Source organism: Tsuneonella aeria, assembly GCF_009827495.1.
GTDB lineage: Bacteria > Pseudomonadota > Alphaproteobacteria > Sphingomonadales > Sphingomonadaceae > Tsuneonella > Tsuneonella aeria.
The window spans coordinates 2,099,642-2,124,617 of sequence record NZ_WTZA01000001.1; the positions used below are offsets into that span (position 1 = coordinate 2,099,642).

The window sequence follows — 24,976 nt, forward strand, 5'->3', positions numbered from 1 at the left end:
GCCCGTTGTCGTCGCCGGTCCGGGCTCAGATAATCCCCACCGCCTTGCCCGCGCGTTCGAACATGCCGAGGATCGTTTCCACTTCCTCCGCCGAATGTTCCGCGCACAGCGAACAGCGCAGCAGGGTCATGTTGGCGGGGGTCGCCGGCGGGCGGGCGAGGTTGACGTAGAGGCCTTCCTTCAGCAGCGCTTCCCACATGGCTGCCCCGCGTGCGAGGTCGGGCATGATGACCGCCACGATCGCGCTTTGCGGTTCCTTCGTGCCGAGTTCGAACCCCAGCGCGGTCAGGCCCTGGTGGAGCCGCTGTGAATTTTCCCACAAGTGCGCCCGCTTGTCCGAACCGGCCATCAGCTTGGCGATGGATGTCGCCGCGGTCGCCACCACGCTGGGCGGCAGGCTGGCGGTGAACACGTACGGGCGGCAGACCAGCCGCATGATCTCGAACTTCGGGTGGTTGGAAACGCAGAAGCCGCCCACCGTGCCGACGCTCTTGGAAAAGGTGCCGATCACGAAATCCACCTGGTCCAGCACGCCCTGCGCTTCGGCAACGCCGCGCCCGTGTTCGCCGATGAAGCCCATGGAATGCGCTTCGTCCACCAGCACCATGGCGCCGTGTTTCTTCGCCACCGCGACCATTTCGGCCAGCGGGGCGATGTCGCCCAGCATGGAATAGACCCCTTCCAGGATAACCAGCTTGCCCGCGCCTTCGGGGATGCGGCCCAGCCGCTTGTCCATCGCCGCGATGTCGTTGTGCCTGAACGGCACCACTTCGGCATCGCCCAGCTTGCAGCCGTCCCAGATGCTGGCGTGGCTGTCGATGTCGAGCACGATGTAATCGCCCTTGCCCGCGATCGTGCTGATGATGCCGAGGTTGGCCTGGTAGCCGGTGGAAAACACCATGGCGTGATCCATGGCGTAGAATGCCTTCAGCGCATCCTCGCACTCGCGGTGGCCGCGGTACGTGCCGTTGAGCACGCGGGAACCGGTGGTGCCGCTGCCGAAATCCTCCAGCGCCTGCTTGCCCGCCGCGATTACGTCGGCATCGAAGGTCATGCCCATGTAGTTGTAGGTGCCCAGCAGGATCGTGTCCCGCCCGTTGCAGATCGCCCGCGTGGGGCTGAGCACCTTTTCCATCACCAGGTTGAAGGGATCTTCCTGGCCCGTCGCCAGCAGCCCTTCGCGCATCTGGATCAGGTCGTCGAACTTGGAGAACAGGTCGCGCCCTTCGCCCTGGCGGGTCTCCGGCTGGTCGGGCTGGGAAATGCCTTCGCTCATCAGGTCAGCGCGCCTGCATGTCGTGGACCGCGTCCACCAGGTCGCCCCAGCTTTCGATCTCGGCCTGCTGGTTCATGCTGATGATGATGTCGAATTCGTCCTCGATCGCGGCGACGAAGTCCATCACCGTCAGGCTGTCGAATTCCAGGTCGCCGGCGAAGGTCGTGTCCTCGTCGATCTCGACGCCCTTCTTGTTGAAAGGCTGGGCGATGTCGCGGATGCGGGCATCGACTTGCGAACGGTCCATGGCTTCAACGTCCTGTCACGCGGGTTGATGCCGCTGCCAAAGGGCCCGGCGGGCGCGATGTCAAGCGTCGACCAGCCCGCGCACCGCCGCCATGAAGGGGCCGATCGAAACCGGCTTGGACAGGTAGCCGTTGGCGCCCGCGCCGCGGATGCGGTCCTCGTCGCCCTTGCCGGCATAGGCCGTCACCGCCAGCACGGGGGTGGTATCGAGCGCCCCGTCGCGCCGCATCGCCGTGATGAGATCGACGCCCGAGACGCCGGGAAGCTGGATGTCCATGATCACCAGATCGGGATCGAACGCCCGCGCCGCGTTGAGAACCAGCTCGCCATCGGCCACCGGCTCGACCTCGAAACCGCTCGCGCGCAACACGTCGCAGAACAACTTGCGGTTGAGGTCGTTGTCCTCGACAACAAGAATTCTCTTTGCCACTGCGGGCGTGCCCCCAATATGATCCGGGTTTCGTTACAAGGGGCGCTTAGGCCCCATCGAGGACGCTGACAATTACCGCCGATTCCACAGCCAGTCACCAGCCGGGCGATGCCGACACGCTGGCCCTCTCCGCCCTCGGCTGGGTCCTCGCCGACCAGGACCGGGCGGACCGGCTGCTGTCGCTCACCGGCCTCACGCCCGATATCCTGCGCGACCGGCTGACCGACCGCGCGGTGCTCGCCGCCGTGCTCGAATACCTCGCCGGGCACGAACCGGACCTGCTGCTGGCCGCCGATGCCCTCAACGTCCCGCCCGAAGACCTCGTGCGCGCCCAGGCGGAACTCGCCCGGTGAGCCGCCCGCTCGTCATCTCCGACTGCGACGAGGTGCTGCTCCACATGGTCGCGCCCTTCAAGCAATGGCTGGAGGACAGCCAGGGCGTGAACTTCCGCCTGGAAGGCAACAACTTCGCCGAGGCGATGCGCTGGCAGAAGACGGGCGAGGTTCTCGGCAAGCAGGACGTGTGGAACTTCCTCGGCAGCTTCTTCGACACCGAGATGCACCGGCAGGGCCCGATCGCCGGAGCGGTGGAGGGGATCAACGCCCTGGCCGAACACGCCGACGTGGTGATCCTCACCAACCTGGCCGACAGCTACAACGCCATGCGGGCCGAGCAGTTGGCCGGGCACGGCGTCCACGCCCGCGTGTTCACCAACCACGGGCCGAAGGGCCCGGCGCTGAAGGCCATCGTGGATGAATACGCGCCGAGCCGCGCGGTCTTCATCGACGACCTGTCGCAGCACCACCGCTCCGTGGCGGAGCTCGTCCCGCACGTCCGCCGTCTGCACTTGTGCGGCGAACCGCTGCTGGCGCCGCACATATCCTGCGCGCACAAGGCGGGCGATGCCCACGCGCGGATCGACACCTGGGACGAGGCGCTGCCATGGCTCCTCGCCGCCATCACGAAGGAACCGCAAGACGCATGACCCCCGAAGATCGCCTGGCCGAAATGGGCCTCACCCTGCCTGCCCCCGCGGCGCCCGTCGCCGCCTATGCCCCGGTGGTGATCACCGGCGGGCTGGCGCACGTATCGGGCCAGTTGCCGTTCGTGGAAGGCGAGCTGGTCAAGGGCCGGCTGGGCGAGACGGTGACGCTGGATGACGGCGTCGCCGCCGCGCGGGCCTGCGGGCTGATGATCCTCGCCCAGCTGAAAGCGGCGCTGGGCTCGCTCGACCGGGTGGAGCGGATCGTGAAGCTGGGCGCCTTCGTCAATTCGACGGCCGAGTTCACCGATCAGCCGCGCATCGCCAACGGTGCCAGCGAGCTGATGGCCGACGTGTTCGGCGATGCCGGCCGCCATGCCCGCAGCGCGGTCGGCGTGCCGGTCCTGCCGCTGGGCGCGGCCGTGGAAGTCGATGCGATTGTCGCCATTCGCGCCGATTGACGCCGCCCTTGCCCCGGCGCCCGATCCTGCCCGGGTCGGCTGGCTGGGCGAGTGGGAATATGCCCATCGCGGGGTCCACGGGGCCTCGGCAGCCGAAAATTCGCCTTGCGCTTTTGCCGAGGCGATCCGCCGCGGCATGGGTATCGAGTGCGACGTGCAGAAAAGCCGCGATGGCCGGGCGATGGTGTTCCACGACTGGGAGCTTGACCGGCTTACCGCCGCCAGCGGGGCCATCGGCCTGCGCACCGCCGCCGAGCTGGAGACGATCCCGATCGCCGGGCGGGAAGATTGCATCCCGACGCTCGAACGCACGCTCGCGCAGGTGGCAGGCGCCGTGCCGCTGCTCGTCGAGATCAAGTCGAAACGCGGGCACCCGCCCGCCCCGCTATGCCACGCCGTCGCCCGCGCGATCGAAGGCTATCGCGGCCGCCACGCGATCATGAGTTTCGACCCGCGCGTGGCCCGCTGGTTCCGGCGCCATGCGCCCGCCACGGTGCGCGGGCTGGTGGTGACCGAGGAGGACGCGCGGGGGGCGCGCGGCGCGATTGGCCGGCACCTGGCCCTGTGGCAGGCGCGGCCCGATTTCCTCGCATACGATGTCCGCGACTTGCCGAGCCGGTTCGCCGGTGCCCAACGCGCGCGGGGGCTGCCGCTGCTCACCTGGACCGTCCGCTCGCCCGAACTGCGAGCCCGCGCCGCGCTTCATGCCGATGCACCGATCGCCGAAGGGGCGGGGCTATCGCCTTGCGCGCACGAGGCATGAGCGGATCCCTCGTCGCCCGGATGGCGGGTTCGGTGGGCGAACTTCCGGCGGACCAATGGGACGCGCTGACCGATGGCGGCAACCCCTTCATGCGTCACGCGTTCCTGTCCGCGCTCGAGGATTCGGGCAGCGTGGGGGAAGGCACGGGCTGGCTCCCCGCGCCTCTGGTGATCGAGGACGCGGGCCGACTGGTCGCCGCACTGCCGGCCTACCTCAAGGGCCACAGCCAGGGCGAATACGTGTTCGACCACGCCTGGGCCGACGCGTGGGAGCGCGCAGGGGGGCGGTATTACCCCAAGCTGCAGATCGCGGCGCCCTTCACCCCGGCGACCGGGCCGCGCATCCTCACCCGGCAGCCCGGCCTGGCCGCGCCCCTGCTCGATTTCGCGCAAGGGTTCGGCGATGCCAACGCCCTGTCTTCGGTCCATGCGACCTTCCTGGAGCCCGAACAGGTCCCGATGTTCGAAGCGGCCGGGTGGCTGGTCCGCCACGACATCCAGTTCCACTGGACCAATCGCGGCTATGCGGACTTCGACGAATTCCTTACCCAGCTCGCCAGCCGCAAGCGCAAGGCGATCCGCAAGGAGCGTGAAGCGGCGCAGCACGGGCTTGCGATCCGGCGCCTGACCGGCCCGGCCATCCTGCCGGAGCACTGGGATGCGTTCTGGCACTTCTACCAGGACACCGGCAGCCGGAAATGGGGCCGGCCATACCTGTCGCGGGAGGCGTTCGACCTCATCGGGGAACGGATGGGGGAAAGCGTGCTGCTTGTCCTGGCGTTCGACGAAGGCCGGCCGATCGCGGGCGCGCTCAACTTCATCGGCCGCGAAGCGCTCTACGGCCGTTACTGGGGCTGCACCGAAGACCGGCGCTTCCTTCATTTCGAGCTGTGCTATTACCAGGCGATCGACGCGGCGATCGAGCTGGGTCTCGCGCGGGTCGAAGCCGGCGCCCAGGGCCCGCACAAGATCGCCCGCGGATACGAACCGGTCCGCACGACCTCCGCCCACTGGATCGCCGATCCCGGCTTTCGCCGCGCGGTGGCCGAATTCCTCGAACGGGAACGCGAAGGCGTGGCGGTGGATGCCGGCTGGCTTGCCCAACGCACCCCGTTTCGCAAGTCCTGACGGATCAGGCGGCCCGCCGTCCGGAATCGGCGAGCCACGCCCGGGCCCGGCGCTGGGCTTCGGCGATTTCGCGCGCGGTCATCTCGTCCGAAATATCTGCCCGGCACCAGGCGGCTTCCTCGTGACCGCGTGCGGCGGCGAGGTTGAACCACTTGTGCGCTTCGACGAGATCGCATTCGGCACCGTGACTGCCGGTCGAGAATGCGATGCCAAGGTCGTACAGCGCGGAAATCTCGCCCTGCGCTGCTGCGGCCAGGCAGTTGGCGACAAGCGCGTCGGCCGCGCCGGAATTGCGCGTGCGTAGGCTGCTGCCTGTGATCCTGATGAGTTCCATGTCGTCTACCCCCTCCGGCGAACCCCCGTGCCGCCGGGTCGGAGAGTCACCGGTTCATGGTAACCAAACCGTTAATCATGCCGCAAAAAGTTGTTCCCGCGGCTGCCGCGTTCGGCGCAGCTTAAGTTTTCCGGCCCTAGGCGCCCGGTGCGGGACTGCATGCTTGTGCCGGCGCGGCGCCAACCCTATAGGCGCCGCTGCGTAGCCGGGGGCGGCGAAAATAGCCGGGTCGGATCACAAAAGTGCTGGCCTTGACGCGGGTTGAGAGGACTTCCATGGCCACCACGGCGAACGAGATCGACGGATTGGAAACGGCGCGCCGGGCTATCGCGGCAGATTACGTTCCATCCGAAGACGAATCCTACATGAATGAAAGCCAGCAGGACTATTTCCGCCTGCTGCTGCTGGAATGGAAACGCTCGATCCTGTCGGCGGCCAGCGCCACGCTGCAATCGCTCCAGGACGGCCCCATGCGCGAAGCCGACCTCAACGACCGCGCATCGAGCGAAACCGACTGGGGCATCGAACTGCGCACGCGCGACCGGCAGCGCAAGCTGATCGCCAAGATCGACGCCGCCCTGCGCCGGATCGACGCCGGCGAATACGGGTTCTGCGAAGTGACCGGCGATCCCATCGGGCTCAAGCGGCTGATCGCCCGGCCGGTCGCCACAATGACGGTCGAAGCGCAGGAAGCGCACGAACGGCGCGAGAAAATCTCGCGGGACGACTGATCCCGGCAGCCGGGCTTAAACCTTCATTAGCCAGTCGCCGGTAGCGTTCGGTGCCATGCCCGATCGCCCCTCACGGCGCCATGCGGGTCACGTGAAGGGGACCCCCGCAGAATGTCCGGCGTCGATACGCGGTATATCGTCCGCGAAAGCATGTATCTCGTCGCGGACGTGCGCCTGGCGGGCGAGGACGCCGCATACCGCGTGAAGGTCCGCAATCTTTCCGCGGGCGGAATGATGGCCGAAGGCAACATGCCGGTTCAGCCGGGCGCGCGGCTGGTGGTCGAACTGCGCAGCCTGCCGCCGGTCGAGGCGTCGGTGGCGTGGGTGCGCGAAGGCCGCTTCGGCGTCGCCTTTGCTGAAGAGATCGATCCCAGGGCATCGCGCATCCCCGTCGGCAAGGGGGCAACGTCCGCGCCCCGCCATGTTCGGCCGGCCGGCATCGCGCCCCCCGGGATGGATGTGGACCCGGCCCGGGTCCGCCCGATCTGAACCGGCCGTTCGCCGCTGACGAAGCTGGAACGGGGTGCTAGAGCGGGCGCCGATGCGCCGATCCTGTCTCGCAATCCTGTCCGCGTTCCTCTTGCCGCTGGTGACCGGGTGCGACCGCCCGGGCGATGGCTCGACGATCGGTATCGCCTTCATCGACGAACCCGACGCGCCCTTTGCCCGGGGCCTGCGCCTGCCGCCCGCCGCGCAGCAGGTACGCGCGGCGACGGCCGAGGGCCTCGTCGCGCTCGATGCCACGGGCGCGGTGGTGCCCGCGCTGGCGGAACGGTGGATCGTCACGGACGACGGGCTCAGCTATATCTTCCGCCTCCGCAATTCCGACTGGCAGGACGGTAGCCCGATCGAGGCGGAGGAAGTGCGCGATTCGCTGCGGCAGACCATCCGCGCGCTTGGCGACACCTCCCTCGGGCTCGACTTCGCGCCGGTGACCGAAGTGCGCGCGATGACCGGCCGGGTCATCGAAATACGGCTCGCCAGTCCCGTGCCCGATTTCCTCCAGCTGTTGGCGCAACCGGAAATGGGCGTGCTCCACCGCGGGCAGGGGGCCGGGCCGATGACCTTGACGCGGGACCGCGCGATCGCGCGCCTCGCCCTGATGCCGCCCGACCAGCGCGGGCTGCCGACGCGCGAGGATTGGCAGGACGGCACGCGCAGGCTCGCCGTGCGGGCCTTGCCGGCGGCACGCGCGGTCGCCGCCTTCCGCGAAGGTGAGGTCGACCTGGTGCTGGACGGCCGGCTGGCGAGCTTGCCGCTGGCCGACGTGGGCCCGCTCTCGCGGGGCACTGTCCGGCTTGACGGCGCGCAGGGGCTGATGGGCTTTCACGTCGCGAATCCGGAAGGCTTGCTGGCAGACGCCGGCCGCCGCGAAGCGCTGTCGATGGCGCTGGAGCGGGAAACGCTGATGGCCCCGTTCAACATCGCCGGCTGGCTGCCGAGCACGCGGATCGTCCCCTCGCAGGCCGCGGGGGATGCGCCCGAACGCTGGGCGGACCTCGCGATCGAGGAACGGCGAGGCCAGGCGATTGCCCGCATCGCCGCCTATGACGGGCCGAAAACCATGCGCGTCGCACTGCCCGCCGGCCCAGGGTCGGACCTGCTGTTTCGCGAACTGGCGGCCGACTGGGCGGAGATCGGCGTCACCGCCACCCAGGTGCCGGAGGGCGAGCCGGCCGATCTCGTCTTCGTGGACACCCTGTCGCGCTATGGCGGGCGGGCCTGGTTCCTGAACCAGTTCGCCTGCGCCGTGCGCCGCACGCTCTGCTCGCCCGAGGCCGACGCCCTGGTGCAGCAGGCGGCCAGCGAGGTCGACCCCGTCGCGCGCGGCACGATGCTGGCCGAAGCGGAAGCGCGCCTCGCCGCGCAGGCGGGCTACATTCCGCTGGGGGCCCCGGTCCGCTGGTCGCTGGTGCGCGGCGATATCGGAGGTTTCGCTGAAAATCGCTGGGGCCTCCATCCCTTGCTGCCGCTCGCGCTCGGCCCCACATGACCGGGCATGGGAGAATCGCCGCCGATGCACGAATCGCCACACAAGCCCCGCGCGATGGGTTTCGACCTGCCGATCGGCAACGATGTCCTGTCCGCCCGCCGCCGGATCGAGGCGATGGAGCAATTGCTCGAGAACAGCTTCTCCATTCCGGGCGTCAACTACCGTATCGGCCTGGATTCGATCGTCGGGTTGGTGCCCGTCGTGGGTGACGTGGTGACGGCCGCGATGGGCATGTGGCTGGTGTGGGAGGCGAAGAACCTCGGCATGCCGAAGTGGAAGCTATGGCGGATGACCGGCAACGTCGCTCTCGACACCGCCGTCGGCGCGGTCCCCCTGATCGGCGATGCGGCGGATTTCATGTTCCGCTCCACCACCCGCAACCTGCGGATCGTGAAGCGCCACCTCGACAAGCACCATCCCGCCACGCGCACGATCGACGGATAGCGTCGGCGGATAGCGTCGGCTCGGGTCCGGGGATGACGAATGGGCCGCGTTGGCGTAACGGCCCGGCCATGTCCCGCGACGTCACGTATTCGAGCTACCTCGACCTCGACAAGGTTCTCTCCGCCCAGCACCCCGCCTCGGGCGCGCATGACGAACTGCTGTTCATCATCGTCCACCAGGCGAGTGAGTTGTGGCTGAAGCTGTGCCTGCACGAACTTCACGCCGCGCGCGAACGGATCGCGGCGGACGAACTGCGGCCCGCCTTCAAGATGCTCGCCCGCGTGGCCCGCGCCCAGGGCCAGCTCATCTCCTCGTGGGAGGTGCTTTCCACCATGACGCCGGCGGACTATTCGGAAGTCCGCCCCCATCTTTCCAGTTCCAGCGGATTCCAGAGCGCACAGTACCGCCTGATGGAATTCCTGCTTGGCGGCCGCAACCCCGACATGGTGACCATGCACGAGGCGACGCCCGAGGTGGCGGCGGAATTGCGCGCCGAGCTCGACCGGCCGAGCCTTTACGACGAGGCGGTGCACCTGCTGGCGCGGCGCGGGTTCGCGATTCCAGATGCGGTGCTCGAACGCGACCGCCGCGGCGGCTGGACCCCTTCACCGGACGTAGAGGCCGCCTGGGCCGAAATCTATCGCGAACCCGAGGCGCATTGGGACCTCTACGAACTGGCCGAAAAGCTGGTCGACCTCGAATACCACTTCCAGCGCTGGCGCTTCGGCCACCTGAAGACCGTGGAACGCATCATCGGCTTCAAGCGCGGCACGGGCGGGACGGCGGGCGTACCCTACCTGGAGGGCGTGCTGAAACAGGCGTTCTTCCCCGAACTGCTGAGCGTGCGCACGGCGATTTGACATTTTCTACTTTGATGTGTAAATAATTACACATGGAGCGTGACAGCCGAGCAATCGTCAAGCGCCTCCTTGCCGAAGGGTTCAACCTGGTTGGCGCCAAGGGCTCGCACAAGAAGTTCCGCAAGGGGGCGGTGACGGTGATCGTCCCGCATCCGAAGAAGGATCTCCCGCTCGGCACCGCGCGCAACATCGCGAAGATGGCCGGCTGGCTATGAGCCTTTCAGACAAGGCCAAGGAGGGCCGGATGCAGTACTTTTACGCAATCGTGCACAAGGACGAAGACAGCGCGTTCGGCGTGTCGTTTCCCGATCTTCCGGGCTGCTTCTCGGCGGCCGCCCGGATCGAGGATGTGCTGCCCAACGCTGCTGAGGCTTTGTCGCTGTGGTTCGAGGACGAGGCTGCTGTGAAGCCTTCGCGCCTTGACCAGGTGCAGGCCGCAGTCGCCGAAGACCTCGCCGACGGCGCATTCCTGATCGCAGTCCCGCACATCCGCAACGACGTGCGCGCGACCCGCGTGAACGTGTCTCTCGAACGTGGCATGCTCGATGCCATCGACAAGGCGGCGCGCGAACGGCATCTCACGCGGAGCGCCTTCATCGCGCAGGCGGCAAGGAACGAGATAGAGAGGCGGCCCTAGGCCACCAGCTCGATGTCCCAGTAAAGCCAGTCCCGCCACGTCTCGTGCAAATACCCGGGCGGGAACGCCTTGCCGTGCTGCTGGAGTTGCCAGCTCGTCGGGCGGATCGGTCGGACGCGGGGGTGCATCTTCGCCTGCACCGGCGTGCGGCCGCCCTTCTTCATGTTGCAGGGCGCGCAGGCGGCGACGATGTTTTCCCACGTGGTGCGGCCGCCCAGCCGGCGGGGGATGACGTGGTCGAAGGTGAGGTCCTTGTCCGCGCCGCAATACTGGCATTGGAAGCGGTCGCGCAGGAACAGGTTGAAACGGGTGAATGCGGGAAACTCGCTCGGGCGAACGTATTGCCGCAGCGCGATCACGCTGGGGATCTGCATGTCGAGATTCGGCGAATGGACGCAGCGTTCGTAGCTGGCAACGATGTCCACCCGTTCCAGGAACACCGCCTTGATCGCGGTCTGCCATGGCCACAGGCTGAGCGGGTAATAGGATAGCGGCGTGTAATCCGCGTTCAGCACCAGGGCGGGGCAGCTTTCCAGGGCCCTTGCCGGGTCTTCCTCCACGCTGCGGAACCGCGCGGCCTTTTCGATCAGTGCGGCGTTGAACACGGGCCCTGCCTCCGATTGACGGCAGGGGAGCATTTGACGATTTGTGCGTCAACCCTGTGACGGGGCGGCAATCCACAGTGGGAGAGACGATGCACGAACCCGTGACCCGCTTCGCCCCCAGTCCGAACGGACCGCTGCACCTGGGCCACGCCTACGCCGCGATCGTGGCGCATGATCTGGCCGCGGCGCGCGGCGGCACGTTCCTGCTGCGGATCGAGGACATCGACGGCGCGCGCAGCAGGCCGGAACTGGCCGCGGATTTCCGCCGCGATCTCGCCTGGCTCGGCCTTTCGTGGGCGGAAGTTCCCGCCCAGTCGAGCCGGCTGGCGGCGTACGAAACGGCAGCGGATCGCCTGCGCGCCATGGGGCTGCTCTATCCCTGCAGCTGCACCCGTGCGCAGATCGCCGCCAAGGCGGTGGCCCGGGGTCCCGAAGGCCCTGTTTACCCCGGCACGTGCCGGGGCCGAGTGGCCGGCGGCACCGACGTGTCCTGGCGCCTCGACGTCGAACAGGCGCTTGCCCGCACCGGGCCGCTGTTCTGGGAAGACGCGCTTGCCGGCATGCAGGACGCGCGGCCCGATCTGGCCGGCGATGTCGTCCTGGTGCGCAAGGACGCGCCGGCGAGCTATCACCTCGCGGCGACAATCGACGACGCGGCGGACGGGGTGACGCTGGTGACACGCGGACAGGATCTGTTCGCGGCGACGCACATTCACCGTTTGCTCCAGGCCTTGCTCGACCTTCCGCTGCCGCGCTGGCACCATCATCCGCTGCTGGTGGAGGCGGACGGGCGCAAGCTCGCCAAGCGGCGCGGCTCGGGTGAGCGCGGATCGGGCGGGGCCGGGTGGGGACTGGCGGCGCGGCGCACCGCCGGCGAGGAAGGACCGGCACTGGCCGACGCTTTGCGGCAGCAGCGCTTCCCCGCTGGTATTTGCCTGGGCCCCGGACTAAATTGACCGCATGACCACTTTCCTCGTCATCGTCCTCGTCGTCCTGATGGCACTTGTCGTCTATTCGCTGGTTCGCGGGGTGATCGCGTTCCTGCAGTCGCACCGCGCCGATATCGATGCCGGGGGGGAGCGGCAGCACGAGATGCAGGTCCTGCAGAACAAGATGATGTTCAACCGCATCAAGTACCAGGCCCTGGCGATCGTGGTGGTTGCGGTGATCCTGATGATCGCCCGCTGACCGCGGGTTCAGGTTCGTGGTCAAGCTGAACAAGATTTACACCCGGACCGGGGACGGCGGCACCACCGGCCTCGTCGACGGTTCGCGCTGCGCCAAGCATTCCGCCCGGATCGAGGCGATCGGCGCGGTGGACGAGGCAAATTCCGCCGTCGGCTTCGCCGCGCTCGCCCTTGCCGATGACGCGCGCCCGAACGCGGTGCGCATCCAGAACGACCTGTTCGACCTCGGCGCAGATCTGGCCACTCCGGCGGACAGCATGGGCGCGGATGGATTTGCTCCATCCGAAATGGTCCTGCGAATCGTGCCGGCGCAGGCCGAATGGCTGGAGGCGGAGATCGACGCGGCGACCGCGCGGTTGCAGCCGCTGCGCAGCTTTGTCCTGCCCGGCGGCACCGAGGCCGCCGCCCGCACGCATCTTGCCCGCGCCTCGGTCCGCCGTGCGGAACGGGCCATGACGGCGCTCGCCGCGCATGAACCGGTCAACCCTGCGGCGCTGGTCTATATCAACCGGCTTTCGGATTATCTCTTCCAGCTCGCCCGGTTGCAGAACGATGCGGGGCAGGGTGACGTGACCTGGGTCCCGGGCGCAAATCGCTAGGCTGGCCAAACCGCCGGACCGACGCTAACCGCCATTCTTTTGCTGCAACTGCGAAGGACTGTGCATGGAAACGATCGGCGTCATCGGGGCGGGCCAGATGGGTACGGGCATCGCCCAGACGATGGCGCAGAACGGGATGACCGTTTACCTGTCGGACGTCGATCTTGCAGCCGCCGAACGTGGCAGGGCCACGATCGACCGGGCGCTCGGCAAGCTGGTGGGGCGCGGCAAGCTGACCATCGCCGATGCCGAAGCGACGCTGGCGCGGATCGAACCGACCGGCGATCTCCAGCCGATGGCGGGCGCCGGCTTCATCATCGAAGCGGCGACCGAGAACGAGGCGATCAAGAAATCCATCTTCGAAGCGGCCGGCCGGGTGCTCGGCGCGGGTGCGATCATGGCCAGCAACACCAGCTCCATCCCGATCACCCGCATGGCCAACTGGTCGCCCGATCCGGCGCGGTTCATCGGGCTTCATTTCTTCAATCCCGTGCCCGTGATGGGCCTGATCGAAGTGATCCCCGGGCTGGCCACCGCGCCGGACACGATCGCGCGGACGCGTGCGCTGGCCCATGCGCTGGGCAAGGAAGTGGTCGAGGTGCAGGACGAACCCGGTTTCGTCGTCAACCGCATCCTCGTGCCCATGCTCAACGAAGCGGCGTTCGTGCTGGGCCAGGGCACGGCCAGCATTTCCGACATCGACAAGGGGTGCCGGATCGGCCTCAATCATCCGATGGGCCCGCTGGAGCTGGCGGACTTCATCGGGCTCGACACCTGCCTCGACATCATCCGCGTGCTCCACAACACCACGGGCGACAGCAAGTATCGTCCGGCCCCGCTGCTGATGCGCTATGTCGAGGCGGGCTGGCTCGGCCGCAAGACCGGCAAGGGGTTCTACGATTATTCGGGCGACACACCCGTTCCGACCCGCTGAAACACCGGGAACAGGTGCGGGCGGTCGGCGGTTCAGCGGCAAAGGAGATTGCACGATGGCCACCGACCCGAACCTTGCCCCCGAAACGCACAATTCCGAACAGGACGACGAACAGAGCCAGGCACAGACGGTGGCCGACCAGGCCGAAGCGCTGCGCAGGGGCGATCCGACGGCCAGCGTGAAGAACGACACCACCGAAGTGCCGGACCTGGTCGATCACATGCGCGACATGGAAAGCTCGGGCCGGATCGACATGGGCGCCTATCGCGGCGAACCGAACATGGATGACGAGGAAGACCGTTACGGCGACGGCCACGATCCCGACCAGGAGTAAGAAACGCGGCGAGCCCGCAGCGTGTCAACCTCGCGGGTCCGCTCCGGCGTCCTGGGGATCGCCATTTGAAAATCCGGTCGCCATTCCGTCCTCGGGCAGCATCGGCGCCGGTTCGATGCCGGCGGGTTCCGGATCGATCGGTGTGGGCTCGATGCCCGTTGCAGGATCGATGAGCTCTTCGTCCGAAACGGGAAAGACCTCCGGCGACGCTGTATCGCGGATGGTGCCTTCCGATGACGAAGGCGGCGCGTCTTTTGATGCCGCTTCTGGCCGGTCGGGGCCGGCGGCCGTTTCGCTGAGAAGGCCGCGATTGTCCGCCGTGCCGACGAGCACTGCGGCGATGAGAAGCGTTATGGCCACGAACGCCAGTGCAAACCAGAGATTGAGAATTCTCTTTGCGCGCATGATTTCGGTCTAGGGCGCCACCCTTAAGGATCGCTTGCGGCCACCTCGCGGCGCAATTCGTAAAGAGTATCCAGCGCCTCGCGCGGGGAAAGCGCATCGATATCGATCGCCCGCAGCCGGTCCCGCAAGGCGTCGCATTGCTCCTCTTCGACTTGCGCCGCCGCGGCGAAAAGCGGCAGATCGCCGAGGCCCGCGGCAAGCCCGCCGGTTTCCGCCCGCCCCTTTTCGAGCTTCGCCAGCACGGCCCTGGCCCGCGCGATCACCGGCTGCGGGACGCCCGCGAGCCGGGCGACGGACAATCCGTAACTGCGGTCCGCCGGCCCTTGCGCGAGTTCATGCAGCAGGACGAGATCGCCCTTCCACTCCCGCGCCCGGACGTGGTGCAGGCTCAGCGCGTCGCATGTCTCCGCGAGCCGTGCGAGTTCGTGGTAGTGCGTGGCGAACAGGCAGCGGCAGCGGTTCGTTTCATGCACCGCCTCCGCGACAGCCCATGCGAGCGCCAGGCCGTCGTAGGTCGACGTTCCCCGGCCCACTTCGTCGAGGATGACGAAGCTTCGCGGTGTCGCCTGGCTCAGGATGGCGGCGGTCTCGACCATCTCCACCATGAAAGTGGACTGGCCGCGCGCCAGGTTGTCGCTCGCGCCCACGCGGCTGAACAGGCGGTCGCACAGGCCGACCTCGGCGCGAGCGGCAGGGACGAATGCACCCGCCTGCGCCAGGATCACGATCAGGGCATTCTGGCGCAGGAACGTGGACTTGCCGCCCATGTTGGGTCCGCCGATCAGCCAGAGCCGGTCATCGGGATCGAGCGCGCAGTCGTTGGCAACGAAGCGTTCGCCGCGCGGCGCCAGTGCTTCCTCGACCACGGGATGGCGGCCCGCTTCGATCCGCAGGCTCGGCTGCTCCAGGATCGCGGGCCGCGCCCAGCGTCCTTCCGCGGCGCGCTCCGCATGGCTGGCGGCGACGTCGATCCGCGCCAACGCGGCCGCGGTGCGAGCGATCGCCTCCCGCGCGGCGCAGGCTTCCGCCACCAGCTCCTCGAAATGGGCCTCCTCCGCCGCAAGCGCGTGTCCGCCGGCCTCGGCGATCCGGCTGGCTTCCTCGTGCAAGACAAGCGAGTTGAAGCGTACCGCGCCCGCCATCGTCTGCCGGTGGGTGAAGCCGCTGTCCGGCGCCATCAAGGCGTCGGCATGGCGGGCCGGCACTTCGATGAAATAGCCCAGGACGCCGTTGTGCCGGATCTTCAGCGCCGCGACCCCGGTGTCCGCACGATATTTCGCTTCCAGCGCGGCAATGGCGCGGCGGGCGCTGCCCGATGTCCGCCGCAGATCGTCGAGCCCCGCATCATAGCCTTCCGCGATGTATCCGCCCTGGCCGCGCTCCGTGGGCGGGGCGGGAACCAGCGCGCGCGAGAGGAGATCGGTCAGCGCCCCGTGACCGCCCAGATCGGGCAGGAGCGCTTGCAGTGCCTCCGGCCGGTCGTCCTGCCGCGCGAGGTGATCGCGAATACGCCGGGCGTCCGTCAGCCCGTCGCGCAGCTGGCCCAAGTCGCGCGGGCTGCCGCGACCGGCGACAAGCCGGCCGAGGGCGCGAGCGATATCCGGCAATGCGCGCAGCGCGGTGCGCAGATCGGACCGCAGCAAGGCGTCGTCGTGGAGCCATCCCACCAGGGACTGGCGCGCCTCGATTGCGGCCTTGTCGGTAAGCGGCGCGGCAAGATCATCCGCCAGCAGTCGCGCCCCGGCGCCGGTTGAGCAACGGTCGACAGCAGCGAGAAGCGAGCCGGCCCTGCCACCGTGCGCGCTTTCGGTTATCTCGAGACTGGCACGCGTGGCCGCGTCCATCGCCAGGGAACCGCCGCTGTCGCGCGCGACCGGCGGCAGAAGCAGGGGCAACGTGCCGCGCCCGGCGTGCTCGAGATAGGCGACAAGACCCCCAGCCGCCGCCAGCATGGGGCGCGTGAAGGTGCCGAACCCGTCGAGCGTGGCGACGCCGTGCGCCTTGCGCAGCCGATCGTCGCCGCCATCGCTGGCAAAGTCGACGCGCGGCCGCGGAAAGCAACCAGGTGGCGCATCGGGCCATTCTTCGGGCACGACAACTTCGGTGGGCGCAAGCCGCGCGAGGGCCGCGGCGACATCCGGCGGCGCGCATTCTTCCAGAACCATCGCGCCGGTCGACACGTCGATGCTGGCAACACCGCACCTACCGCGCACTTCGCATACGGCCGCCAGCAGGTTGGCGCGGCGCGGTTCCAGCAGCGCTTCCTCCGTCAGGGTGCCCGCGGTCACGAAGCGCACGATGTCGCGCGCCACCAGCGCTTTCGATCCACCCCGCTTCCGTGCCTCCTGCGGGGTTTCGACCTGTTCCGCGATCGCAACCCGCTGGCCGGCACGGATCAGCCGCGCCAGATAGCTTTCCGCCGAATGGACCGGCACGCCGCACATCGGGATCGGCGTGCCATCGTGTTCGCCCCGGCTGGTCAGGGCGATGTCGAGCACTTGCGCCGCCACCCTGGCATCGTCGAAAAACAGTTCGAAGAAATCGCCCATCCGGTAGAACAGCAGGCAGCCGCCGGCCTGCGCCTTCAGCGCCAGATACTGCGCCATCATCGGGGTGCTGCCGCCGGCCATGGCGAAGCGGTAGCGCCCCATTCCGCGATTCGGAACGGCGGCGGCCGCGGTTTCCCCTGTTGCCCGGTTTTCTCTGTCGCCCCGATGCCACTTCCGTTACGGCAAGCGCGAAACGCGACAAGAAAGGTTCCCCTTGGCCGACGAGAAGCCCACCGCCTTCACCGCCCGCGAGGCGCTGTTCTACCATGAAACGATCCGGCCCGGTAAGATCGAGATCGTGCCATCAAAGCCCATGGCCACCCAGCGCGATCTCAGCCTGGCATACTCGCCGGGCGTCGCGGCACCGGTGGAGGCCATCGCGGCCGATCCTGCCAACGCTGCGCGCTATACCGCACGCTCGAACCTCGTCGCGGTCATCTCGAACGGAACCGCGATCCTGGGGCTGGGCAATCTCGGCGCGCTGGCTTCCAAGCCGGTGATGGAAGGCAAGGCGGTGCTGTTCAAGCGCTTCGCCGATGTCGATTCCATCGATATTGAGCTTGATACGGAAGACCCGGACAAGTTCATCGAGGCTGTCGCGCTGATGGAGCCGAGCTTCGGCGGCATCAATCTAGAAGACATTGCGGCGCCGGAGTGCTTCGTGATCGAGCAGGCCTTGCGCGAACGCATGAACATTCCGGTCATGCATGACGATCAGCACGGCACGGCGATCATTGCCGCTGCGGGCCTCATCAATGCCTGCCACTTGACCGGCCGCAGCCTGAAGGACGTGCGGATGGTAGTGAACGGGGCGGGCGCGTCGGCTCTCGCCTGCACCGCTCTCATCAAGGCACTGGGCGTGCCGGGCGACCAGGTCATAGTGTGCGATCGACAGGGGCCCATCTATCCCGGGCGCGGCGGTGTCGACCAGTGGAAGAGCGCCCACGCCACCGCGACCGAAGCGCGAAGCCTGGAGGAAGCGCTGGAAGGGGCCGACGTGTTTCTCGGCCTGTCGGGCGCGGGGGCCCTGAAACCCGAATGGGTGGTGAAGATGGCGGAAAATCCCATCATCTTCGCCATGGCAAACCCGGAACCCGAGATCCGCCCCGAGGCGGCCAAGGCCGTCCGCCCGGACGCCATCATCGCCACCGGCCGTTCCGACTACCCGAACCAGGTCAACAACGTGCTCGGCTTCCCGTTCATTTTCCGCGGCGCGCTGGATGTGCAGGCGACCGCGATCAACGAGGAGATGAAGATCGCCGCGGCCGAAGCCATCGCCAGCCTGGCGCGAGAACGCGTGCCGGATGAAGTGGCGGCGGCTTATGGCGTGAACCACAAGTTCGGCACCGACTACATCATCCCCGCCCCATTTGATCCGCGGCTGATGGAGGTCGTGTCGAGCGCGGTGGCGCAGGCCGCGATGGACAGCGGTGTCGCCCAGGCGCCGATCGCCGACATGGCCGCCTATCGCACAGGCTTGAAGGCGCGGCTAAATCCCACAACCTCCGTACTCACCCGCGTTTACGAAGATGCCAAGGCGAACCCGAAACGCGTGGTCTTCGCCGAGGCGGAAGAGGACGTGGCCCTGCGCGCTGCCATTCAGTTTCGCGATTTCGGCTATGGCACGCCCATTCTGGTCGGTCGCACCAAGGCGATCGTCGACAAGCTGCACATGCTGGGCGTCAGCGATCCGGGCGGATTTGAAATTCAGAATTCGGCAGACAGCAGCCTCGTGCCGCAAATGGTCGACTATCTCTACCAAAGGCTGCAGCGCCGCGGCCGGACCGAGCGGGACGTGCGGCGGATGGTCAATCAGGATCGCAACGTCTTTGCCGCCCTGCTGGTTGCGCTGGGCCACGGGGATGCGCTTATCACCGGCGTTACCCGCCCATTCGCGCAGACCATGCGCGAAGTCAGCCTCGTGCTCGATCCCAAGCCCGGCGCGCTGCCGTTCGGCATCCATCTGCTGATCGGCAAGAGCTACACAGTTTTTCTTGCCGATACGACGATCAACGAGCGGCCGAGCGCGGAAGAACTGGCGCATATCGCGATCGAGACCGCCGGCGTCGCGCGCCGCCTAGGGCACGAGCCGCGGGTGGCGTTCCTGTCCTATTCCACGTTCGGCAACCCGTCCGGCCAATGGCTGGACAACATTCGTGACGCGGTCGCCATTCTTGATGCGCGCAATCCCGGCTTCGAATACGAAGGGGAGATGGCGCCCGATGCGGCGCTGAACCCCAAGATCATGGAATTCTATCCCTTCAGTCGCCTATCGGCGCCCGCCAACGTGCTGGTAATGCCGGGGCTGCAATCCGCCAACCTCTCCGCCAAGTTGCTTCGGGAACTTGCCGGCGCCACCACCATCGGTCCGATGCTGGTGGGCATGGAAAAGCCGGTCCAGATCGTCCCCATGACTGCCATCGCGCCCGAACTGCTCACCCTCGCTGTGCTGGCTGCGGGGGGTGTCGTCGGTTGAAGCACCGAAGGACCAGGGTGCGCGTGTCGCGCTGACTTAACGATAGACACACAAAAGGCGGCGCGCCTTATGGTGCGCCGCCTTCATGTAGAGTCTCAGCGATCAGTCGATGGCGTGCTTCAGCGCGCTCATCTCGTCGTGGCCGGCACGGACCGATGTCCAGGCCTGCTCCACCGCAGCGCGCGCTTCGGCCGGCAGGTCCTTGTGCTCCATCGCCGCCTCGAACTTGGCCTTGAGGTAATCCTCGCCGCGTTCGACCTCGTTGACGATCGCTTCGTCGTCGCGGCCCATCACGGCTTCCTTGAGGTTCAGCCAGCCACGGTGCACCGCGCCGCTGGTGGTTCCGTCGTCTTCCGGATTGCCGCCCATGCTGGCGACCGCGGATTGCAGCTTCGTGATCGCCTGCTGGCGTTCCTGGGCGCGGGCGTTGAACATTTCAGCGAAGCGAGTGTTCGTCGTGTCGGCGGCAGCCTTTTGATAGCCCTGAACCGAATCGATCAACGTTCCGATGAGGGTGTTCAGCGTCGCGGTGTCGCCAGAATCCGCATGATTGTACGTGCGCGCGGTGTCGAGCCCGCCATCGCGGTGGCCGTCGTGGTGTGTCATGTCGTTGATTCATCCTTGAAAACAGAGGGGGGACGGCGACTAAGCGCGCAACGCCCGGGGTTGGTTCCGCCCCGCAGGCACCGCTTACCGCTCCCGCGGCGCACCCGGGCGACGGCGCGGCGCCGACCCCGATTGCCGTTTCAGTCGAAGATGTCTTCCAGCCAGCTCTTGCGCTTCTTGTAGGGCTTGCCATGGCTGCCGTGGCCGAAACCGCCATGCTGCGCACCTCCATGCTGGACATAGCTGGGGGTGGTTCGCTGCGGGGCGGCCTGGCTGGCGCTCCGCTCCACGATCTTGTCGAGTTCGCCCCGGTCCAGCCACACGCCGCGGCATTGCGGGCAATAGTCGATCTCGATCCCCTGCCGGTCGCTCATGGCAAGCGGCACGCGGCAAATCGGACATTGCATGGCGGCCACTTCGGCTTCGGTGCGCATTGGACGTTCCTCTCTTTAAAAATACTTGGTTCCAGAGATGGGGCGGGCTCTCGGGCCGATCAAGCGGCACCGCTTGCGGCAACAATCCGCGCCTGCCAGACCGTATCTATGATCGCACCGCTCCGCCTGATCGCCGCTCTTTTCGTTCTCGCGACCGCCGGTTGCACCACCGCGCCGGATTCGCAGACGGCACAGGACCGGTTCTGGAACGCGCTCGCCAGCCATTGCGGCAAGGCCTACGCCGGCGGCCTCATAAGCACCCAGGCGGCGGACAAGGACATGCGCGGCGCCGCGATGACGATGCACGTCCGCCGATGCGCGCCGGGCCGGATCGAGGTGCCGTTCCACGTCCAGCGTGCCGACGGCACGTGGGATCGCAGCCGCACGTGGGTGCTCACCCGGAACGCGAATGGCGGATTGCGTCTGAAGCACGATCATCGACACGCGGATGGCGCCGCCGACGCGGTGACCATGTATGGCGGCGACACTGCCGTGCCCGGAACGGCCCAGGCGCAGGACTTCCCGGTGGACGCGGACAGCACCGCGTTGTTCACCCGCGAAGGCCTCGCAGCGTCGGTCACCAATGTGTGGCGGGTGGAGGTTGACCCGGCCGGCACGCAAGGCGCCCGGTTCGCATACCAGCTCACCCGCCGCCCGCCGAGCGACCGGTTGTTCCGGGTGGAGTTCGACCTCACCCGTCCCGTTCCCCCGCCGCCCGCGCCATGGGGCCATCGCTAGGGCTCGCCCGCGGCACGATGGCAAAGCCCGTCCGTTTCCACACCGCGCGACGGCGCCGCGCGTTCTCCGCGAAGGGATACGGCATCCGGCCGGCCCGTTTCCGCCGCCGGCGGAAGACCTGGCGAGAGGTCTGGCGCACGGTCCGTCCGTGGGTTTTCGGCATCGCGTTGCTCGCAATCGCGGCGCTCCACCAGCTCGCTGGATTCTTCGAGCCGCCCAGGTTTCTCCAGTCCGCTCCGCAATCGATGGGCGGGGTGTTCACCCGCTGCGGGCCGGGCCGGGGCGCGCTTTGTGTGGTTGACGGCGATACCTTCAAGCGGGGCCCGGACACCTATCGCGTCACCGGAATCGATACGGCTGAGCTTAAGGCCGCCTGCCCGGCTGAGGCCCTGCAGGCGGAAGCCTCCACCCGCGCCCTTCAGGACTGGCTGAATCGTGGCCCGTTCCAGGTCACCACCCGCATCGATGAACCAGCAGATCGCTATGGCCGCACCTTGGCGATCGTGAAGCGGGTGGGCGAGGGCGGGCGCGAGGATCGGTTGGCCGACCACATGATCCGGGAAGGCGGCGCACGCAGCTATTCCGGTGGATTCCGCGCGACCTGGTGCTGACTAGTTCGCTTTCCGGTTGTTCTTCGCCGCCTTTGAGAACTCTTCCCGAGCAGCTCGGGACCTTCCGGGAACGGCGACGCCCACGCGCAACGGCCCCCGCTCCCATCGGGGAGCGGCAGTCTTTTCGCGACCTTGATGACCCTGTTATTCCTGGCCGAAGTTCTGGTTGCCTTCGCGCCGCATATTGCCCGAGTCGCGGTTCATCACATCGTCGTCTTCATTTTCGAAGCCTGGCGAGCGCTGGCGTGACCGGTCCTGCTGCTGCTGCTGCTGGGTGTCACGGTTCTCGTTGTCGAACTCGGTGTCGGTCCCTTCGCCGAGTGGAGTCGAACGGGTCGTGGTTCCGCCCTGCTGGTCCTGCAGCGATCCGCTGCGGCCTTCGCCCTGTTCGAACTGCCCGCCGCCCTGGCTGCCGCCCATACCGACCTGTGCGAACTGGTTGGGGGCTTTGCCGGAGCTGCTGCTGTTGCTGTCCTGTGGCATGTTGCGATCCTCTCTCATGATCGTGCGCGTTGTGGCACGTATCTTGAGAAGGCGGGGCCAGGGCAAAGGTTTCCCCCCCATGCGCCGGTTCGCCCACCGAATGCGCCGGGGTGATTGGGGAGGGGGCCCCGCCCCGGTTATCTTCCAGAAATTTCGACTAATCGCGTCTCATCGCGAATGACATGGCGCGGCTGCCTGAATGAACCGGTGGCCTTGTTACTCCGCCGCCACAGCTCCGCCAGCATCATCCCCGAACAACCCCGGCCCTTCGTCTGCCACGACGTCGTTCGCGCCCTCGCTTGCTTTGGCATTCCGCCGCGAGTCGAAGCTTGCCCAGACATCACCCCAGTTCCCGCGCGTCGCGGCCTTAGAATATTCCGTCGCGCGCGTTTCGAAGAAGTTGGCGTGCTCCACGCCGTTGAGCAGCGGGGCGAGCCAGGGGAGGGGGTGGTCCTCCACCATGTAGATCGGCTTGAAGCCCAGCTGCCCCAGGCGCCAGTCGGCGATGTAGCGGATGTATCGCTTGATCTCGTTGGGGCTCATCCCGGGGACCGGGCCCTGTTCGAAGGCGAGGTCGATGAAGGCATCTTCGAGGCGCACCGTCTTCTGGCACATGTCCATGATGTCTTCGCGCACCGCCTTGGTCAGGCAGCCGCGTTCCTGCACGAACGCGTGGAACAGGCGGGTGATGCCTTCGCAGTGCAGGCTTTCGTCGCGGACCGACCAGCTGACGATCTGGCCCATGCCCTTCATCTTGTTGAAGCGCGGGAAGTTCATCAGCATGGCGAAGCTGGCGAACAGCTGCAGCCCTTCGGTGAAGCCGCCGAACATCGCCAGCGTCCGGGCGATATCCTCGTCGGTGTCGACGCCGAATTCCTGCAGGTAATCGTGCTTGGCCTTCATCTCCTCGTACTCGAGGAACATGCCGTATTCGCTTTCCGGCATGCCGATGGTGTCGAGCAGGTGGGAATAGGCCGCGATATGCACGGTTTCCATGTTGCTGAACGCCGCCAGCATCATCTTGATCTCGACCGGCTTGAACACCCGGCCATACTTCTCGTGGTAGCAATCCTGTACCTCGATATCGGCCTGCGTGAAGAACCGGAATATCTGGGTGAGCAGGTTGCGTTCGTGATCCGACAGCTTCTGCGCCCAGTCGCGGCAGTCCTCGCCCAGCGGCACTTCTTCGGGCAGCCAGTGCACTTGCTGCTGACGCTTCCAGAACTCGTAGGCCCAAGGGTATTCGAAGGGCTTGTAGGTCTTGCGCGCTTCCAGCAACGACATCTTGTGGCTCCAGTCAGAAATGGATCGGTGCGAGCATAGCGCACACGGCCCCTGAAACATAGGGTCTGCGCGCGCCGATTCGATAGGCGGCGGGGAAGATTGAGGCGGGGATAACCATGTGCGGAACCGCGCGCCCCATGCCGGATTTATCGGCTGACGGCCGAGGCGGATCGAGCCTGCCCGGCTGCATGAGGGAATTCGCGGCACCAGTCCGGCTTTCCCCCTTTTGCGGGCCTGGTCCGCACCTCCGCGCCCCTCCCGTGAAAAGGAGGGGCGCAATCTCTTGCGAGCGTGGCCCGGAACAGGCCGGGCCGCCCGCTGGTTATCCTGGATGTAGAGGAGAACCGATATGGCCGAATACGAACCCGACGATTCCCGCGACGTCACGCACAGCAAAGCCACCGCTCCGGGCGAACCGCCGCGCACCGGTCCGCGAGAGGATGCAGCCCGCGCCGATGCCCGCGACGAACGCACCGTCCCTGCGCGGGACGGCGAGCGCGCGCTGGAAGGCGACAGGCCTGATCACCCCGACCGCTTCGGCGGCACCGCGGCTGGGTCCGCCAAGCAGGCGAACGATCGCTGGGCCGACAAGGCCGCGCGCGACGAAACCGCTGGCCGCGACGACAGCGTGCCCGACGGCAAGTAGCGCCGCTTCGCCATTCCAACCCGCCAAGGCAGGAGAAGTCCCATGGCTCACACTGACGATATTCGCGAACATATGGAAGTGATCGGCGCCGACGGCGTCCATGTCGGCACGGTCGACCGCGTCGAAGGCGATCGCATCAAGCTGACGAAAGAGGATTCCGGCGCCAAGATCGAAGGGGCGGAAGGGGCCCACGCCGGGCATCACCACACGATACCGCTCGGCTTGGTCGCGGCGGTCGATGGCGAGCAGGTGCGCCTGAGCGCGACCGCGGCCAACGCGATCACGTTCGAGGAGGAGGCTGACTAGGCCGCTATCACGGTCAGAAAATCGACCGAAAGGTCGCCCGGCGCGATGCCCCGCACGTAGCGGCCACCGCGGTGCGAGAACCCCAGCGTCTCGAGCACCCGCAGCGCCGCGGCGTTGCGGGGCGTCGGCCGGAAATTCACCGCGATGCACGCGGCGGTTGGGCCGGGCAGGTGGTCCGCGAGATAGGCGAACACCGCCTGCTCCACGTATTTGCCCTGCACGCGGCATGAGAGCATGAATTCCTGCACCACCACCGTATCGCCTTCGCGGCCGGCGAGGCAGAAGCCGACAAGTCCGTAACTGCCAAACCGGTCGCGCACCTCCACCACAAAGCGCGCCTGCCGGGGATCGCCAAGCAGGGCGGCGATTGCGCTGCGATCGTACTTGCGCCCGGTGAAGTTGAGCTGGTTGGTCCGCTGGGCAGGCTCCGCGATGCGTGGGAAATCTTCCGGCTGGTCGGGACGGATGATGACCTCGATCGCGCAGTCCTTCAGG

Annotated in this window: 33 protein-coding genes and 1 pseudogene; 22 read left to right on the plus strand and 12 right to left on the minus strand. The window is 67.2% G+C overall.

Annotated elements, in window-relative coordinates:
* Window positions 1-25: 25 nt before the first annotated feature.
* From spt to GRI40_RS10340, 3 genes are read right to left on the minus strand one after another with little or no spacing between them, the layout of a single operon-like run.
* Window positions 26-1,276 (minus strand): serine palmitoyltransferase, encoded by a 1,251-nt coding sequence (spt, locus tag GRI40_RS10330; protein WP_160611239.1) that lies wholly within the window; start codon window positions 1,274-1,276, stop codon window positions 26-28.
* Window positions 1,277-1,280: 4 nt separating this feature from the next.
* Window positions 1,281-1,523 carry an acyl carrier protein gene (locus tag GRI40_RS10335; protein ID WP_160611240.1) on the minus strand — a complete coding sequence of 81 codons (243 nt, stop codon included), beginning with the start codon at window positions 1,521-1,523 and terminating at the stop codon, window positions 1,281-1,283.
* 60 nt (window positions 1,524-1,583) lie between these two features.
* Window positions 1,584-1,952 carry a response regulator gene (locus GRI40_RS10340; RefSeq protein WP_160611241.1) on the minus strand — a complete coding sequence of 123 codons (369 nt, stop codon included), beginning with the start codon at window positions 1,950-1,952 and terminating at the stop codon, window positions 1,584-1,586.
* 119 nt (window positions 1,953-2,071) lie between these two features.
* Here GRI40_RS10340 and GRI40_RS10345 point away from each other — a divergent pair, with 119 nt between their 5' ends.
* From GRI40_RS10345 to GRI40_RS10365, 5 genes are read left to right on the plus strand one after another with little or no spacing between them, the layout of a single operon-like run.
* Window positions 2,072-2,305, plus strand: coding sequence for a DUF3572 family protein (locus GRI40_RS10345; protein WP_160611548.1), 234 nt, complete (start codon window positions 2,072-2,074; stop codon window positions 2,303-2,305).
* The gene (locus GRI40_RS10350) at window positions 2,302-2,937 is read left to right on the plus strand and encodes an HAD family hydrolase (RefSeq protein WP_160611242.1); all 636 of its coding nucleotides are present in this window, start codon (window positions 2,302-2,304) and stop codon (window positions 2,935-2,937) included. The genes GRI40_RS10345 and GRI40_RS10350 overlap by 4 nt, the downstream gene beginning before the upstream one ends.
* Window positions 2,934-3,395 (plus strand): RidA family protein, encoded by a 462-nt coding sequence (locus tag GRI40_RS10355; RefSeq protein ID WP_160611243.1) that lies wholly within the window; start codon window positions 2,934-2,936, stop codon window positions 3,393-3,395. The genes GRI40_RS10350 and GRI40_RS10355 overlap by 4 nt, the downstream gene beginning before the upstream one ends.
* Window positions 3,367-4,158 (plus strand): glycerophosphodiester phosphodiesterase family protein, encoded by a 792-nt coding sequence (locus GRI40_RS10360; protein ID WP_160611244.1) that lies wholly within the window; start codon window positions 3,367-3,369, stop codon window positions 4,156-4,158. The genes GRI40_RS10355 and GRI40_RS10360 overlap by 29 nt, the downstream gene beginning before the upstream one ends.
* Window positions 4,155-5,285, plus strand: a complete 1,131-nt coding sequence (locus GRI40_RS10365; RefSeq protein ID WP_160611245.1) for a GNAT family N-acetyltransferase — start codon at window positions 4,155-4,157, stop codon at window positions 5,283-5,285. The genes GRI40_RS10360 and GRI40_RS10365 overlap by 4 nt, the downstream gene beginning before the upstream one ends.
* 4 nt (window positions 5,286-5,289) lie before the next feature.
* Here GRI40_RS10365 and GRI40_RS10370 read toward each other — a convergent pair whose 3' ends face one another.
* On the minus strand, window positions 5,290-5,619 hold the full coding sequence (locus GRI40_RS10370; RefSeq protein WP_160611246.1) for an SEL1-like repeat protein: 330 nt from the start codon (window positions 5,617-5,619) through the stop codon (window positions 5,290-5,292).
* A gap of 275 nt (window positions 5,620-5,894) precedes the next feature.
* On the opposite strand from GRI40_RS10370, the gene dksA reads away from it, so the two are divergent.
* The 7 genes from dksA to GRI40_RS10405 all read left to right on the plus strand — a co-directional run bounded on the left by dksA (window position 5,895) and on the right by GRI40_RS10405 (window position 10,284).
* A complete protein-coding gene (dksA, locus tag GRI40_RS10375; protein WP_160611247.1) occupies window positions 5,895-6,350 on the plus strand; it encodes an RNA polymerase-binding protein DksA in 456 nt (151 codons plus the stop codon).
* A gap of 111 nt (window positions 6,351-6,461) precedes the next feature.
* Window positions 6,462-6,839: a PilZ domain-containing protein gene (locus GRI40_RS10380; RefSeq protein WP_160611248.1), complete on the plus strand. Its 378-nt coding sequence runs from the start codon at window positions 6,462-6,464 to the stop codon at window positions 6,837-6,839.
* A 52-nt stretch (window positions 6,840-6,891) separates the two neighbouring features.
* Complete coding sequence (locus GRI40_RS10385; RefSeq protein WP_160611249.1) at window positions 6,892-8,343, plus strand: ABC transporter substrate-binding protein; 1,452 nt, start codon at window positions 6,892-6,894, stop codon at window positions 8,341-8,343.
* A gap of 24 nt (window positions 8,344-8,367) precedes the next feature.
* Window positions 8,368-8,787 (plus strand): DUF4112 domain-containing protein, encoded by a 420-nt coding sequence (locus GRI40_RS10390; protein WP_160611250.1) that lies wholly within the window; start codon window positions 8,368-8,370, stop codon window positions 8,785-8,787.
* Window positions 8,788-8,855: 68 nt separating this feature from the next.
* On the plus strand, window positions 8,856-9,647 hold the full coding sequence (locus GRI40_RS10395) for a tryptophan 2,3-dioxygenase (RefSeq protein WP_160611251.1): 792 nt from the start codon (window positions 8,856-8,858) through the stop codon (window positions 9,645-9,647).
* A 32-nt stretch (window positions 9,648-9,679) separates the two neighbouring features.
* Window positions 9,680-9,862 (plus strand): type II toxin-antitoxin system HicA family toxin, encoded by a 183-nt coding sequence (locus GRI40_RS10400; RefSeq protein ID WP_160611252.1) that lies wholly within the window; start codon window positions 9,680-9,682, stop codon window positions 9,860-9,862.
* Window positions 9,863-9,891: 29 nt separating this feature from the next.
* Complete coding sequence (locus tag GRI40_RS10405) at window positions 9,892-10,284, plus strand: type II toxin-antitoxin system HicB family antitoxin (protein ID WP_160611253.1); 393 nt, start codon at window positions 9,892-9,894, stop codon at window positions 10,282-10,284.
* Here GRI40_RS10405 and GRI40_RS10410 read toward each other — a convergent pair.
* The gene (locus GRI40_RS10410) at window positions 10,281-10,844 is read right to left on the minus strand and encodes an HNH endonuclease (protein ID WP_337190551.1); all 564 of its coding nucleotides are present in this window, start codon (window positions 10,842-10,844) and stop codon (window positions 10,281-10,283) included. The genes GRI40_RS10405 and GRI40_RS10410 overlap by 4 nt on opposite strands.
* 134 nt (window positions 10,845-10,978) lie before the next feature.
* Here GRI40_RS10410 and gluQRS point away from each other — a divergent pair, with 134 nt between their 5' ends.
* The 5 genes from gluQRS to GRI40_RS10435 all read left to right on the plus strand — a co-directional run bounded on the left by gluQRS (window position 10,979) and on the right by GRI40_RS10435 (window position 13,943).
* Complete coding sequence (gene gluQRS, locus GRI40_RS10415; RefSeq protein WP_160611255.1) at window positions 10,979-11,845, plus strand: tRNA glutamyl-Q(34) synthetase GluQRS; 867 nt, start codon at window positions 10,979-10,981, stop codon at window positions 11,843-11,845.
* 4 nt (window positions 11,846-11,849) lie between these two features.
* Window positions 11,850-12,077 (plus strand): HIG1 domain-containing protein, encoded by a 228-nt coding sequence (locus GRI40_RS10420; protein WP_160611256.1) that lies wholly within the window; start codon window positions 11,850-11,852, stop codon window positions 12,075-12,077.
* Between the two features lie 16 nt (window positions 12,078-12,093).
* Window positions 12,094-12,675: a cob(I)yrinic acid a,c-diamide adenosyltransferase gene (locus GRI40_RS10425; RefSeq protein ID WP_160611257.1), complete on the plus strand. Its 582-nt coding sequence runs from the start codon at window positions 12,094-12,096 to the stop codon at window positions 12,673-12,675.
* 64 nt (window positions 12,676-12,739) lie between these two features.
* Window positions 12,740-13,609, plus strand: coding sequence for a 3-hydroxyacyl-CoA dehydrogenase family protein (locus GRI40_RS10430; protein WP_160611258.1), 870 nt, complete (start codon window positions 12,740-12,742; stop codon window positions 13,607-13,609).
* Window positions 13,610-13,664: 55 nt separating this feature from the next.
* Complete coding sequence (locus GRI40_RS10435; RefSeq protein ID WP_160611259.1) at window positions 13,665-13,943, plus strand: hypothetical protein; 279 nt, start codon at window positions 13,665-13,667, stop codon at window positions 13,941-13,943.
* Window positions 13,944-13,967: 24 nt separating this feature from the next.
* On the opposite strand, the gene GRI40_RS10440 is transcribed toward GRI40_RS10435, so the two are convergent.
* Window positions 13,968-14,348, minus strand: a complete 381-nt coding sequence (locus tag GRI40_RS10440) for a hypothetical protein (RefSeq protein WP_237489039.1) — start codon at window positions 14,346-14,348, stop codon at window positions 13,968-13,970.
* 23 nt (window positions 14,349-14,371) lie between these two features.
* Window positions 14,372-16,978 (minus strand): DNA mismatch repair protein MutS, encoded by a 2,607-nt coding sequence (gene mutS / locus GRI40_RS10445; protein ID WP_237489151.1) that lies wholly within the window; start codon window positions 16,976-16,978, stop codon window positions 14,372-14,374.
* A gap of 133 nt (window positions 16,979-17,111) precedes the next feature.
* Here mutS and GRI40_RS10450 point away from each other — a divergent pair, with 133 nt between their 5' ends.
* Complete coding sequence (locus tag GRI40_RS10450; protein WP_160611261.1) at window positions 17,112-19,373, plus strand: NADP-dependent malic enzyme; 2,262 nt, start codon at window positions 17,112-17,114, stop codon at window positions 19,371-19,373.
* A 102-nt stretch (window positions 19,374-19,475) separates the two neighbouring features.
* Here GRI40_RS10450 and GRI40_RS10455 read toward each other — a convergent pair whose 3' ends face one another.
* Window positions 19,476-19,979, minus strand: coding sequence for a PA2169 family four-helix-bundle protein (locus GRI40_RS10455; RefSeq protein WP_160611262.1), 504 nt, complete (start codon window positions 19,977-19,979; stop codon window positions 19,476-19,478).
* A 140-nt stretch (window positions 19,980-20,119) separates the two neighbouring features.
* On the minus strand, window positions 20,120-20,413 hold the full coding sequence (locus GRI40_RS10460; RefSeq protein ID WP_160611263.1) for a TFIIB-type zinc ribbon-containing protein: 294 nt from the start codon (window positions 20,411-20,413) through the stop codon (window positions 20,120-20,122).
* 108 nt (window positions 20,414-20,521) lie between these two features.
* On the opposite strand from GRI40_RS10460, the gene GRI40_RS10465 reads away from it, so the two are divergent.
* Both GRI40_RS10465 and GRI40_RS10470 read left to right on the plus strand, forming a co-directional pair.
* Window positions 20,522-21,151: a hypothetical protein gene (locus GRI40_RS10465; protein ID WP_160611264.1), complete on the plus strand. Its 630-nt coding sequence runs from the start codon at window positions 20,522-20,524 to the stop codon at window positions 21,149-21,151.
* Between the two features lie 17 nt (window positions 21,152-21,168).
* The gene (locus GRI40_RS10470; protein WP_160611265.1) at window positions 21,169-21,762 is read left to right on the plus strand and encodes a thermonuclease family protein; all 594 of its coding nucleotides are present in this window, start codon (window positions 21,169-21,171) and stop codon (window positions 21,760-21,762) included.
* A gap of 144 nt (window positions 21,763-21,906) precedes the next feature.
* Here GRI40_RS10470 and GRI40_RS10475 read toward each other — a convergent pair whose 3' ends face one another.
* Together GRI40_RS10475 and GRI40_RS10480 are read right to left on the minus strand one after the other, a co-directional pair.
* Window positions 21,907-22,245 carry a hypothetical protein gene (locus GRI40_RS10475; RefSeq protein ID WP_160611266.1) on the minus strand — a complete coding sequence of 113 codons (339 nt, stop codon included), beginning with the start codon at window positions 22,243-22,245 and terminating at the stop codon, window positions 21,907-21,909.
* A 216-nt stretch (window positions 22,246-22,461) separates the two neighbouring features.
* A complete protein-coding gene (locus GRI40_RS10480; RefSeq protein ID WP_160611267.1) occupies window positions 22,462-23,529 on the minus strand; it encodes a ribonucleotide-diphosphate reductase subunit beta in 1,068 nt (355 codons plus the stop codon).
* 349 nt (window positions 23,530-23,878) lie between these two features.
* Here GRI40_RS10480 and GRI40_RS10485 point away from each other — a divergent pair, with 349 nt between their 5' ends.
* A complete protein-coding gene (locus GRI40_RS10485; RefSeq protein ID WP_160611268.1) occupies window positions 23,879-24,175 on the plus strand; it encodes a hypothetical protein in 297 nt (98 codons plus the stop codon).
* A 42-nt stretch (window positions 24,176-24,217) separates the two neighbouring features.
* Entirely contained in the window at window positions 24,218-24,481 is a 264-nt protein-coding gene (locus tag GRI40_RS10490; RefSeq protein ID WP_160611269.1) for a DUF2171 domain-containing protein, read from the plus strand.
* On the opposite strand, the pseudogene GRI40_RS10495 reads toward GRI40_RS10490, so the two are convergent.
* Window positions 24,478-24,976, minus strand: a pseudogene (locus GRI40_RS10495) (hypothetical protein); the annotation flags it as partial. The gene GRI40_RS10490 and the pseudogene GRI40_RS10495 sit on opposite strands and share 4 nt — an antisense overlap.